Annotated in this window: 12 protein-coding genes; 6 read left to right on the top strand and 6 right to left on the bottom strand. The window is 66.6% G+C overall.

What is annotated here, in order from left to right; all coding sequences use genetic code 11:
* Positions 1-249 precede the first annotated feature (249 nt).
* Positions 250-723 carry a VOC family protein gene (locus tag FNJ47_RS40095; RefSeq protein WP_163161534.1) on the top strand — a complete coding sequence of 158 codons (474 nt, stop codon included), beginning with the start codon at positions 250-252 and terminating at the stop codon, positions 721-723.
* 261 nt (positions 724-984) lie between these two features.
* A complete protein-coding gene (locus FNJ47_RS40100) occupies positions 985-2,172 on the top strand; it encodes a serine hydrolase domain-containing protein (RefSeq protein WP_165446082.1) in 1,188 nt (395 codons plus the stop codon).
* 107 nt (positions 2,173-2,279) lie between these two features.
* Here the strand turns inward: FNJ47_RS40100 and FNJ47_RS40105 are convergent, their stop codons facing one another.
* The 3 genes from FNJ47_RS40105 to FNJ47_RS40115 form a co-directional block, all read right to left on the bottom strand.
* Complete coding sequence (locus FNJ47_RS40105) at positions 2,280-2,777, bottom strand: peptide deformylase (protein WP_163161536.1); 498 nt, start codon at positions 2,775-2,777, stop codon at positions 2,280-2,282.
* Between the two features lie 69 nt (positions 2,778-2,846).
* Positions 2,847-3,719: a bifunctional helix-turn-helix transcriptional regulator/GNAT family N-acetyltransferase gene (locus FNJ47_RS40110; protein WP_163161538.1), complete on the bottom strand. Its 873-nt coding sequence runs from the start codon at positions 3,717-3,719 to the stop codon at positions 2,847-2,849.
* A gap of 204 nt (positions 3,720-3,923) precedes the next feature.
* Positions 3,924-4,715, bottom strand: a complete 792-nt coding sequence (locus FNJ47_RS40115; RefSeq protein WP_163161540.1) for a LysR substrate-binding domain-containing protein — start codon at positions 4,713-4,715, stop codon at positions 3,924-3,926.
* Positions 4,716-4,784: 69 nt separating this feature from the next.
* Here FNJ47_RS40115 and FNJ47_RS40120 point away from each other — a divergent pair, with 69 nt between their 5' ends.
* Entirely contained in the window at positions 4,785-6,035 is a 1,251-nt protein-coding gene (locus FNJ47_RS40120) for an MFS transporter (RefSeq protein WP_163161542.1), read from the top strand.
* A 37-nt stretch (positions 6,036-6,072) separates the two neighbouring features.
* Here FNJ47_RS40120 and FNJ47_RS40125 read toward each other — a convergent pair whose 3' ends face one another.
* Both FNJ47_RS40125 and FNJ47_RS40130 read right to left on the bottom strand, forming a co-directional pair.
* Positions 6,073-6,933: a DMT family transporter gene (locus FNJ47_RS40125; protein ID WP_163161544.1), complete on the bottom strand. Its 861-nt coding sequence runs from the start codon at positions 6,931-6,933 to the stop codon at positions 6,073-6,075.
* The gene (locus FNJ47_RS40130; protein ID WP_163161546.1) at positions 6,930-7,439 is read right to left on the bottom strand and encodes a MarR family winged helix-turn-helix transcriptional regulator; all 510 of its coding nucleotides are present in this window, start codon (positions 7,437-7,439) and stop codon (positions 6,930-6,932) included. The genes FNJ47_RS40125 and FNJ47_RS40130 overlap by 4 nt, the downstream gene beginning before the upstream one ends.
* 214 nt (positions 7,440-7,653) lie before the next feature.
* Between FNJ47_RS40130 and FNJ47_RS40135 the strand changes: the two genes are divergently transcribed.
* A complete protein-coding gene (locus FNJ47_RS40135) occupies positions 7,654-8,451 on the top strand; it encodes a DUF899 domain-containing protein (RefSeq protein ID WP_163161549.1) in 798 nt (265 codons plus the stop codon).
* Positions 8,452-8,483: 32 nt separating this feature from the next.
* On the opposite strand, the gene FNJ47_RS40140 is transcribed toward FNJ47_RS40135, so the two are convergent.
* Positions 8,484-9,377: a LysR family transcriptional regulator gene (locus FNJ47_RS40140; protein WP_175068483.1), complete on the bottom strand. Its 894-nt coding sequence runs from the start codon at positions 9,375-9,377 to the stop codon at positions 8,484-8,486.
* 103 nt (positions 9,378-9,480) lie between these two features.
* Here FNJ47_RS40140 and FNJ47_RS40145 point away from each other — a divergent pair, with 103 nt between their 5' ends.
* Positions 9,481-10,035, top strand: a complete 555-nt coding sequence (locus FNJ47_RS40145; protein ID WP_163161553.1) for a GNAT family N-acetyltransferase — start codon at positions 9,481-9,483, stop codon at positions 10,033-10,035.
* Positions 10,032-11,081 (top strand): MFS transporter (locus tag FNJ47_RS40150; RefSeq protein ID WP_163161555.1); only part of this gene is annotated, 1,050 nt, incomplete at its 3' end. The genes FNJ47_RS40145 and FNJ47_RS40150, both read left to right, overlap by 4 nt.

The following is an 11,081-nucleotide window of genomic DNA, read 5'->3' on the forward strand; positions in this document are numbered from 1 at the left end:
GCGCAATTGCGCACGGGGGCCGGGACCATAACCCCAGATGTAAATTGTTGAGTGATGCTGAAACGACGAGTTCCCACGCGACGCCTGCCGCGGCGTATGGGTCCCGGCCTCCGCCGGGACGACGGTGGGGTGTGTGGAGGCGGTGTTGTCACAAACGCGGTTCCGTAAATAATTTTCATCAGTCTGTTGCCGCGGTGTCGGCTGGCGCCTTCGCCAACCGTCCTTTGCGTATAAACCAGGAGACTGCAAATGACCGATCTCGTCACATGCCTTTGGTTCGATCAGGGCCAGGCGCGCGCAGCGGCGGAGTTCTACGCTGCGACGTTTCCCGACAGCCATGTCGGCGCAGGCCATCAATCGCCGATACCGGGCATCGGGCAGGGCGAGGAGCTGACGGTCGAGTTCACTGTGCTCGGCCGCCGCTTCGTCGGGCTGAACGGCGGCTCCAACTTCACGCCGAACGAGGCGGTGAGTTTCATGGTGCTCACCGACAGCCAGGAGGAGACTGATCGCTACTGGAATGCCGTCCTCGGCAACGGCGGCAAGGAATTGCCGTGCGGTTGGTGCCGGGATCGCTGGGGCTTCACCTGGCAGATCACGCCGAGGCGGTTGCTCGAGCTCGTCAACGGCGCCGATCGCGCCGCCGGACGGCGCGCGATGGAGGCGATGATGACGATGAAGAAGATCGACATTGCCACGATCGAACAGGCGGCCGCCGCGTAATCCGCGCGCCGGAATGATTTGGCCCGGGCGCGACAGTCAGGTGTCAAATCGAACTGGTATGTGCGACGCACGGTAATTCGCGCGGCGGCATGCGCCTGCGGCGACGGTCACCCCGGCGCAAACGCGGGATGTGTCCCTTGCCATCGCGTGATACCAAACTCGCTCCGCAGCTCTGGAGCCAGAATTGATGTCCGTCGCAGCCGCCGCCAACGCGCACAAAATCCCACCGCCGCCGAGAGCGATCCGAAAGAGCTCGGCTGGATGCAGGGCTTTCCGCCGCCGCAGGACAAGAGGATCACGTTCCACGACGGCTCGTTCCGCAGCTTTCCCGAGCTGCGCTGGGCCTGGAGCAACATCCGCCAGCTGGTGCCGACGGTGAATGTCTGGCGCGGGGCAGGGCCGGCGTCGGTGCTGCCGCGGGAGGATCACGACATCGGTGCCTCCGCGTCGGTGACGATGGATGGCCGCCCGCAGACCTTCGCGCGGATGCTCGAGGACAGCTACGCAGATGGAATCGCGGTGCTGCACCGGGGCAAGCTGATCTACGAGCGCTATTTCGGCACGCTGAAGCCGCACAAGCCGCATATCGCGATGTCGGTGACGAAGTCCTTCACCGGCACGCTCGCCGGCATGCTGATCGCCGAAGGCAAGATCGATCCGCAGGCGCCGGTCATCGACTACGTGCCGGAGCTGAAGGCAAGCGCATTCGGCGATGCGCGCGTGCACGAGGTGATGGATATGACCACGGGGCTGAAATACACCGAGGTCTATACCGACAAGAATTCCGACGTGTGGGGGTTGCGGCGCGCCAACGGCATGGCGCCGATCCCCGCGGGTTATGAAGGCGCGACCAACATTTTCGATTTCCTCTGCGCGCAGCAGAAGCAGGGCGAGCACGGCAAGGCCTTCGCCTACAAGACCGTCAACACCGATGTGCTGGCCTTCATCGTCAGGCGCGCCAGCGGAATGACGTTGTCCGATTTGCTGTCCGAGCGGATCTGGGCGCCGATGGGTGCGGAGGAGGATGCGCATTATCACGTCGATCGCATCGGCACCGAAAGCGGTGGCGGCGGATTGTCGACCACGCTGCGCGACCTCGCCCGCTTCGGCGAGACCATCCGCAATCACGGCCGCTTCAACGGCCGGCAGATCGTGCCGTCGTCGGTTATCGAGGACATCGCGCGCGGCGGCGATCCCGAGACATTCAAGCCGGCCGGCTACACCACGTTGCCGGGCGCGTCGTACCGCAATCAGTGGTGGGTGACGCACAATGCGCACGGCGCCTCCATGGCGCGCGGCGTGCACGGCCAGGGCATCTACATCGATCCGAAGGCCGAGATGGTGATCGCGCGCTACGCCTCGCACCACGCCGCCGGCAATGCTGCGAACGACCCCGTGACGCTGCCGGCCTATATGGCACTGGCCAAGGATTTGATGGCGGGAGGGTGAAGTCGAGTTCTATCCCCGCGATAGCTGCGTAGGGTGGATTAGCCGTAGGCGTAATCCACCGACTTGCGCGCAACTGCGGCGGGTTACGCTTCGCCCCGCCCGACGGACTACCCGCGCGAGATCTTCTCGAACCGCTTGATAAGCCGCTCGCGCTTCAGGCGGGACAGCCGCCTGATCCAGAACACGCCGTCGAGCTGGTCGATCTCGTGCTGATGGCACACCGCGCGCAGGCCGTCGGATTCCTCGGTCTGCATGTTGCCGTCGAGGTCCCAATAGCGGATGCGGACCCGCGCGCGGCGCTCGACCTCGTCGTTGACGCCGGGCATCGAGACGCTGCCTTCCTTGTGCAGGATCATCTCGGGCGAGGTCCGGATGATCTCGGGATTGACATAGGTCTGTGCACCTTCGCTGGGGTCGAGCTCCAGCACCACGACCCGCAGCGGCACGCCGATATGCGGCGCGGTGATGCCGATGCCCGGCGCCGCATGCATGGTCTCGAGCAGGTCCCGCGCCAGCTCACGCAGCGTATCGTCGAACACGGTCACCGGCTCGGCCACGAGCGCAAGCCGCGGATCGGGATAGCGGACGATGGGGCGGATGGTCATGGTGGTGTCTTAGGCCAGCGAACCGCGCCGGACAACACGCCGAAGCAGGCGCCACGCGCGGCGCACTGCTCAGAGACGCTTTTCGAAGAACAAATCAGGGTAGGGGTCGTCGTTGAAGCGCGGGATCTCGGTCCAGCCGGTACGGCGGTAGAGCTGACCGGCTTCCGCCAATGCGCTGTTGGTGTCGAGCCGCAGCACCGCGATACCGAGCTCGCGCGCGGCCTTCTCAGCCGCGTCCATCAGCCGGCGACCGAGGCCGAGGCCACGCGCGGCTGGTGCGACCCACAGCCGCTTGATCTCCGCGAAGTCACCGCTTGTGCCTTTCAGCCCGACGCAGCCGAGCGGCAGGCCGTCGGACATCGCCACGATGAAACTGCCGCGCGGCCGCACCATGTCCTTTGCATCGGGATCGCGCGACAGCTTGACGTCAAAGCCCTGTTTGAAGCGTCGCGCCAACTCGGCGTAATATTCGCCGAGGCAGTAGCGCGCTTCGTCGCTGCGCGGGTCGATCTCATCCAGGACGGCGCCGTCGCGGCCGAGCGCCGAGGCGATCAGGTCCATCGCCGCCAGCAACGCCTCGCGTTGCGTGTGATAGCTGAGGAAGTCCTTGGCCTGCCGGTTGGAGATCGCCTCATAGGCGTTGAACTCGCGCTTGCCCGCCGGCGTCAGCCTGGCGATGCGCCGGCGCGCATCGTCGCCATGCGCCGTGGTCTCGATCAACCCTTCGTCCTCGAGGCTGCGCAGCAGCCGGCTCATCAGGCCGGAATCGAGCCCGAGATAATCCCTAATGTCGCCCACATCAGTGCGGCCGTGCCCGATCGCGTTCAGCACGCGGGCGGCGCCGAGCGGCCGGCCGCGCCCGAGGAACGAGGTGTCGAGCGCGCCGACGGCGGAGGTCACGGCACGGTTGAAACGACGGACGCGGGAGACAGGGTCGAGCATATGTCTGACTTTAGTCAGATATCGTTCCCGGGTCAATCGGTGGTGCGATCGCGTTCATGGCTTGCCGATCGGCTCGAACAGCGTGTCGGGCAATTGCTGCCTGATGAAGTCGACGAAGGCGCGCTGCGCCAGCGACCGGTAGCGGTTGCTCGGCCAGGCGATCCAGACGCTGCCGCGCGGCGATCTGGTTGCCGTGCTGACCGATTACATGGTGCCGCGCGCGATGCAGGAACGCGCAAGGATCACCGGCAGCTGGCCGATCCCGACGCCCGAACGGATCGCTGCGAGCACGCCGTCGGAGTTGTTGAAGGTCACGGAGTCCGTCGCCGTCGCGCCGGCGAACTCGCCGCAGAAACTCCACGGGTAGATCTGGCCCGTCGTCGGTACGCGGAAGCTGACGCCGCGATGGACCGCGAGATCGTTCGGCGTCTCGGGCTGCGGCATCCGCCGGAAATAATCCGGCGTGCCGCAGATCACGAAATGCTGCGGCCCAATCCGGCTCGCAATCAGCGAAGAATCAGTGAGCTCGCCGGTTCGCAAGGCGACATCGATGGCTTCGCCGACCATGTCGACGAGGCGGTCCTCGAGTTGAACATCGAGCGCGACGTCGGGAAACAGCCGCGCGAACTCCGCGAACTTCGGGACCAGCAACTGGCCGATGTTGTGCGGCAGCGAGACCTTGAGCCGTCCGCGCGGCGCGCCTTGTTGCTCGGCGAGGACCTGCTCCGCCTCGTCGAGCTCCGCCAGGATGTTGCGGGCGCGCCGGAAGAATTCGGCGCCGGGGCCGGTCAGCGTCACCTTGCGGGTGGTGCGGTTGAGCAGGCGCACGCCAAGGCGGGCTTCAAGGCGGCCGACGGCCTTGCCGACCGCGGAGCCGGACAGTCCGAGAATCCGGCCCGCAGCCGCGAATCCGCCTTGCTCGGCGGCGTGAACGAACGCCGCGACGCCGGCCAGGGTCTCGTAATTGCGGAAATTTTGTCCGTTCTGAAGTGCCATGGCGGCGCATTCTAATGCTGGAAGCGTCAATGTCTATTCCGCGGCTCCTTGTTCAAGTCGAGCCGAGCCATGCAGCAATACCTCCATCAGCCGTCCGTCGACCGCACACCACCGACCAGTCTCAGGCGCGCGGTGCTCCTGCCGGGACTGGTCGCGATGTTCGGGCTGGCCAGCCTTGGTGCGCCGCTCGCGGTGTTGCCGGTGCGCGTCGATGCCGATCTCGGCTTCGGTCCGCTCGTTGCCGGCGCTGTGCTGGCCGCCGAAGGCCTTGCGACCCTGTTGACGCGCCCGCTGGTTGGCCGCTTCGCCGACCGAAGGGGTGCACGCGACGCGACGATGCTCGGGCTCTTCGGAGCGGCGATCTCCGGCGCGTTCTACGTTCTCGCCGGGCTGTTGCCGGTGTCGCCGATCACGGCGCTTGGGCTGATGGTGATCGGCCGCATCGCGATGGGCATCGGCCAGGGCTTCCTGTTTTCCGGCGGCACCGCCTGGGCGGTAATCCTCGCTGGACCGGCACAACAGGGCAGGGCGATGTCTTGGGTCGGGCTGTTGTTCTTCGCTGGCATTTCGGCCGGTGCGCTGCTCGGAGGCCTTGCCGGAGACATCGCGCATCTCTTCACCACGCTGTTGCCGCCGCAGCTTGCGCCGGACGGCTTCTTGGTCGCGGCCGTCATCACGATGCTCGTGCCGCTCGGCGGTCTTCCGCTGGTGTTGATGGCGCAACGGAGCGCGCCGGCGCCGCACGGCGCAGCGGTCCTGCCGCTGACGGCGATCTTGAGGGCGATCTGGCGACCGACGCTGGGCTTCGGCCTCGCCGTGATGAGCTACATCGGCACGACCAGTTTTGTCGTGCTCGCGTTCCTGCATCGCAGCTGGCACAACGGTTCGATCGCGCTGTTCGTTTTCCTGGCGGCGTTTGCGCTTGCCCGACCGGTGTTCAGCGGTGTGTGCGATCGCGCCACCGGGCCGCGTCCGGTGCTGCTTGCGCTCGCGGCACTGGCGGGCGGCATGCTGATCCTCGGGCTCGCGTCCGACGAACACACCGCCATTGCCGGTGCGATCGTCGCGGGCTGCGGTATGTCGATGACGTATCCGCTGCTGGCGCTGCCGGTGGTGCGTGCCGTTCCCGCCACGCAGATTGCATCCGGCATCGGATTGTTCGACGCCGCCTACGATGTCGCAACCCTGATCACGCCGCCGCTGGCCGGCTTGATCGCTGCGACCGTAGGCTACTCGGCGGTCTTCCTGGTCCTGGCGGGCATCAGTCTTCTCGCCATGATCCCCGCGGCTGCGGCGTGGCGCCGTCGACCAGCGACCTGAACCCGCGAGGTGCGTTGCCGCCGGCGGGACATTCAATTCAGGCCCGCGCCAGCACCAGCACGTTGCCGGCGAGGATTGCGGCCGCGCCGGCGAGCACCGGCCAGCCCAGCGTGAGATGCTCGAACAGCGCCGACAGCAGCAGTGCCACGAGCGGCACCAGCGCGAGCGTGTAGGCGGCGCGACCGGGACCGAGCCGCCGCACGAGTTCGAAGTAGAGCATGAAGGTGACGCAGGATGCGGCGACGGCGAGATAGAGGAAGCTCGCCGCGTAGGTCAGCGAGACGTCGGCTGCGAAGTGCGTGCCGGTCACGACCGCCCAGAGCGCGCTCGCCGCGGCGCCGATGAATGCGCCCCAGGCCAGCACGGAGACCACGGGCAATCCGGCACGCTGGTTGCGTGCGCCGACGGTCGTGCCGGCACCGGTCGCGATCGCAGCCGCGAGCGCCCAGGCAAACCCTGCGAGCGGCGCGGTTCCGTGCGCGCTTGCACCGGGCAGGAAAATGATCGCAAGACCCAAGATGCCGCACAGCGCGCCCCAGACGAAACCGGAGGAGATCGGGACATCGAGCGCGGCACGCGCGATCACGGCGGCGAACAGCGACGAGGTCGACAGCACCAGCGCGGCAAGGCCGCTCGGCATCCGCGCGGTGGCTTCATAGAAGGCGATGAAGGCAATGGCGAAGAACAACAGGCCCTGCAACGCAACGGCCGGCCGGTCCTTGCGCGGGATCCCGAGCGGCACGCCGCGCATCCGGCCGTAGCCGAGCAGGATGAGACCCGCGAGCACCATGCGCAGGGCCACGGACCAAGGTGCGGGTGTGACACCGGCCTGCATCGCCGTTGCCAGCGCGCCGCCACCCCACAGCAGTGCGGTCAGCGCGAACAGTGCGGCCGTCATGGCGCGCCAGCATCATCGAGCAGTGCGCGCCAGCCGCCGGCATCGATCCGCGCGCTTTCTCCCTCAAGCCGGGTGAGGGCCGAGTCGAGAATCGTTCGCTCGGCTTCAGAAAGGCGCGCAAGCAGCCGTGCCTCGATCGCACTGCCGAGCGCGGCGATCCGGTTGAAGGCGGTCCGGCCGCTTCGGGTGATGCTGACCGCGGCGAAGCGGCGATCGGTCTTGCCGGGACGCCGCACCGCGAAGCCGAGTTCTGTGAGCTGGCCGATGCCGCGGCTGACCGCGAACGGATCGAGCGCGCAGGCGCGGCCGATCTCGGAGGCATTGGCGGCATCGCGCTCGGCGATCACGGCGAGGATGCGCCAGCCGGCCTGGCTCAATCCGAACGTCTCGCTGTAGAAGCTCTCGAGCGGGCGGGCGACCTGGGCCGCGACCAGGAACAGGCGATACGGCAGCCAGGCGCTGAGCTTCAGGCCATCATCCGACGCAGGGGTAGCGGTTTGCTTCATGGCGGCGAGGCTCGCACATATAATTGCAAAGTGCAAGCATTGAGCAAATGTAATCGAAGCGACCTGGGCGCATGCGCGAAAATCCCGACACACTTGTCACTCCCACTCGTTGTGGCCGCCGCGCCAGATTGCGGCATGGCCAATGACGAGCGGCCACGGCGCTGGAACTGCGCTGGGGTCCCCGAGTTCGTCCAATTCGAAGATGGAGATCATCATGAGCAAATCAGCTGAAAACGATCGTGGCGGACTGTCGGCGATGCAGACGCCGCCGGTGGTGTCGCGGGAGGCGTGGGAGGCGGCGCGCCTGGAGATGCTGGTCAAGGAGAAGGCGCAGGTGCGGGCGCGCGACGCGCTGGCCGCGGAGCGGCGACGGATGCCGTGGATGGCGGTCGAGAAGCCGTATGTCTTCGAAGGACCAAACGGCAAGGCGAGCCTGCTCGATTTGTTCGAGGGCCGCCGGCAGTTGATCATCTACCGCGCGTTCTTTGAGCCCGGCGTGTTCGGCTGGCCGGATCACGGTTGCCGCGGTTGCTCGCTCGGCGCCGATCAAGTCGGCCATCTCTCGCATCTGAACCAGCGCGACACCACGCTGGCTTATGCCTCGCGCGCGCCGCAGGCCGATATCGCGCGGCTGAAGGCGCGGATGGAGTGGGAGATGCCGTGGTACACCATCACCGACAGCTTCGACGCCGACTTCGGCGTCGCCGAATGGCACGGCCATAACGTGTTCGTCCGCAACGGCGAGCAGATCTTCCGCACCTATCTCGTCAACAGCCGCGGCGATGAGTCGATGGGCACGGTGTGGAGCTATCTCGACATCACGCCGTTCGGCCGCCAGGAACTCTGGGAGGATTCGCCGAAGGGCTATCCGCAGGGCCCGACCTACAAATGGTGGAACTGGCACGACAACTACGAGGCCGAGGCCGCGCCGAACGCAAAGTGGGCGGCGGTGACCGATGCCGGCGAGGCCGCGTTCCGCAAGATCGCGGAGCAGGAACGCAACGCAACGTGACGGGGGCATGGGGAGGACGCGCGGCGTCCTCCCTAGCTGCTCTCAGAAGAGAGTCCCTTCAGCGCCGACAACGTCTGCCGCAGCCCGCGGTCGAGACGCTTGTCGCGGCGGATCACGACCGCGAGCCGGCGATGGAGTCTGGGTGACAGCGACCGCACGATCAGGTCGCGCGGTTTGGTCCTGGCGGGGACGGCCATGCCAGGCAGAATTGCGCAGCCGAGGCCGGCGCGGACCATCTCCTTGATCGCCTCGACGCTGCCGAGCGACATCAACGGTTTCAGCGAGACGCCGCCGCGGGCCAGCCATTCATCCGCGGTGCGCCTCGTGTTGCCGCCGGGCTCGAACAGCAGGACCGGTCTGGTCGCCAGCACCTCCGGCGTGATCCGCGCCGGCAGCTTCATGTCGTGCGGCGCGATCAGCACGAACTCGTCGTTCATGACCGGGGTGATCTCGAAGCTGCGACCGGACACCGGCAGCGTAACGAGCGCGATGTCGATCGTGTTGTCTTCGACGGCCCGCGCGATCTCCGCGGTGTTGCCGGTCGTGACCGTGATCTCGAGCGAGGGCATTGCCGCCCGCAACTCCCTGAGGATCGGCGGTAGCAGGAAGATGCAGGCGGTCGCTCCCGTGCCGAGCCGCACACGGCCTGCCGTTCCGGTCGTCTGCTGCGAAACGGCATCGACTGCCGATGTCACGGCTGCGTTGATCTGGTCCATGTGCGAAAGCAAGGCGACGCCGGCGGCGGTCGGCCTGGCACGTCGTCCGACCCGCTCGATCAAGGTGGCATTCAGGCTGCGCTCGAGCTGGCGCACCTGCAGGCTCACCGCAGGCTGCGTGAGCTGCAATCGCTCGGCCGCAGCAGAAAAGCTGCCGGTGTCGATCACGACGGCGAAGCTTTCGAGATAGTCGAGGTTGAGGTTCTTCATCAAAGTATATCTTATGCCACGCATAACCAATCAAAGCTTCACTTATATAACGCCGTGGCGCATGCTCGGGCAATATTGACGGCTCAGGCGGGAGGACATGGTGATGGCAGGCAGCAACGGCGTCGTGGTCCGCGACGCGACGGACGGCGATATGGCTGACGTGCAGAGCATCTATGCCCATCACGTGCTCAATGGGCTCGCGACCTTCGAGGAGGTGCCGCCGACGGTGGATGAGATCCGTAGCCGCCGGAACGCTGTGCTGGCGGCAGGTCTGCCGTATCTCGTGGCTGAGCTGGATGGCCGCGTGGCCGGCTATTGCTACGCGACGTCGTACCGGCCGCGGCCGGCCTACCGCCACACCATCGAGGATTCCGTCTACGTGGCTGACGGGCTGCACGGCCGCGGCATCGGCGTGGCGCTGCTTCAAGAGCTGATAGTACGCGCGGAAGCAGGACCTTGGCGGCAGATGCTGGCCGTGATCGGCAACAGCGGCAACGCCGGATCGATCGCGCTGCACCGTCGCATGGGCTTTCAGCCGGCGGGCACCCTGAATTCGGTCGGCTTCAAGCTCGGGCAATGGGTCGACACCGTGCTGATGCAGCGGCCGCTCGGGCCGGGCGCTTCCACATTGCCCTCAGGCAAGGAAGCTGCCCGGTGATCGCACGCCGGGTCGTGGTCGCCCTCGGGCTGGCTCAACTGATTTCCTGGGGCACAACCTACTATCTGATCGGCGGGTTCGGCGAGCAGATATCAGCTGATCTTGGCTGGGGCCGCGACATCGTCTACGGCGGATTTGCCGCGGCGCTCTTGATGATGGGCGTGGTGTCGCCTCTTGCGGGCAGGTGGGTGGACGGCCGCGGTGGCCGGGAGGTCATGGTCTCAGGCGCTCTGATCAACGCGGCTGGCTGCGCCGGTCTCGCCCTCTCGCATCAGATCGGCACCTATTTCGCATCCTGGATCGTTCTGGGCCTCGGCATGCGGCTGACGCTGTACGATGCGGCGTTCGCGGCGCTCGCCCGGATCGGCGGACCGGAGGCGCGCCGCGCGATGTCCGGGATCACTCTGCTCGGTGGCCTGGCCGCCACCGTGTTCTGGCCGCTCGGCCATACGCTCTCGGAACATTTCGGCTGGCGGATTGCAGTGCTGGCCTATGCCGGCTTTGCGTTGCTGACGATCCCGCTGCACTTGCTGATTCCGAACAAGCGGTTTGCCGGCGTGCCGAGCTCTGGCGTGGCGGCGCCGAAGCAACCGCGCGCTGCCAGCCGCCGGCAGCTTGCGGCGGCGGGCGGGCTCTATGCCGTGATCATGACCGGAGCCAACTTCCTGAACGCCGGTATGTCCGCCCACATGATCGCCGTGCTCTCAGGGCTCGGGCTCACCGTCACCGTGGCGGTTTGGATCGCAACGCTGCGGGGCATTGGGCAATCGGCCGCGCGCCTTTGCGAAGTCCTGTTCGGCGGACGGCTCGATCCGCTCGCGCTCAATCTGATGGCCTGCCTGATCATGCCGCTCTCCTTCATTGCCGGCCTGTTCAGCGGGACATCGAAGGAGATGGGGATCGCCTTCGCGCTGCTCTACGGCGCCTGCAACGGCATTCTGACCATCACAAGGGGAACGTTGCCGTTGATCCTGTTCGATCATCGCAGCTACGGCACGCTGGTCGGCCGGCTCATCGTTCCGAGCTTCATTCTGCCCGCGGCGGCG

It is taken from the genome of Bradyrhizobium uaiense, from assembly GCF_010811875.1.
Classification (GTDB): Bacteria; Pseudomonadota; Alphaproteobacteria; order Rhizobiales; family Xanthobacteraceae; genus Bradyrhizobium; species Bradyrhizobium uaiense.

Bases quoted from the DNA above. Each gene is read 5' to 3' on its own strand.
- FNJ47_RS40095 (WP_163161534.1), top strand. From the start codon at position 250: ATGACCGATCTCGTCACATGCCTTTGGTTCGATCAGGGCCAGGCGCGC.
- FNJ47_RS40100 (WP_165446082.1), top strand. From the start codon at position 985: ATGCAGGGCTTTCCGCCGCCGCAGGACAAGAGGATCACGTTCCACGAC.
- FNJ47_RS40105 (WP_163161536.1), bottom strand. From the start codon at position 2,777: ATGACCATCCGCCCCATCGTCCGCTATCCCGATCCGCGGCTTGCGCTC.
- FNJ47_RS40110 (WP_163161538.1), bottom strand. From the start codon at position 3,719: ATGCTCGACCCTGTCTCCCGCGTCCGTCGTTTCAACCGTGCCGTGACC.
- FNJ47_RS40115 (WP_163161540.1), bottom strand. From the start codon at position 4,715: ATGGCACTTCAGAACGGACAAAATTTCCGCAATTACGAGACCCTGGCC.
- FNJ47_RS40120 (WP_163161542.1), top strand. From the start codon at position 4,785: ATGCAGCAATACCTCCATCAGCCGTCCGTCGACCGCACACCACCGACC.
- FNJ47_RS40125 (WP_163161544.1), bottom strand. From the start codon at position 6,933: ATGACGGCCGCACTGTTCGCGCTGACCGCACTGCTGTGGGGTGGCGGC.
- FNJ47_RS40130 (WP_163161546.1), bottom strand. From the start codon at position 7,439: ATGAAGCAAACCGCTACCCCTGCGTCGGATGATGGCCTGAAGCTCAGC.
- FNJ47_RS40135 (WP_163161549.1), top strand. From the start codon at position 7,654: ATGAGCAAATCAGCTGAAAACGATCGTGGCGGACTGTCGGCGATGCAG.
- FNJ47_RS40140 (WP_175068483.1), bottom strand. From the start codon at position 9,377: ATGAAGAACCTCAACCTCGACTATCTCGAAAGCTTCGCCGTCGTGATC.
- FNJ47_RS40145 (WP_163161553.1), top strand. From the start codon at position 9,481: ATGGCAGGCAGCAACGGCGTCGTGGTCCGCGACGCGACGGACGGCGAT.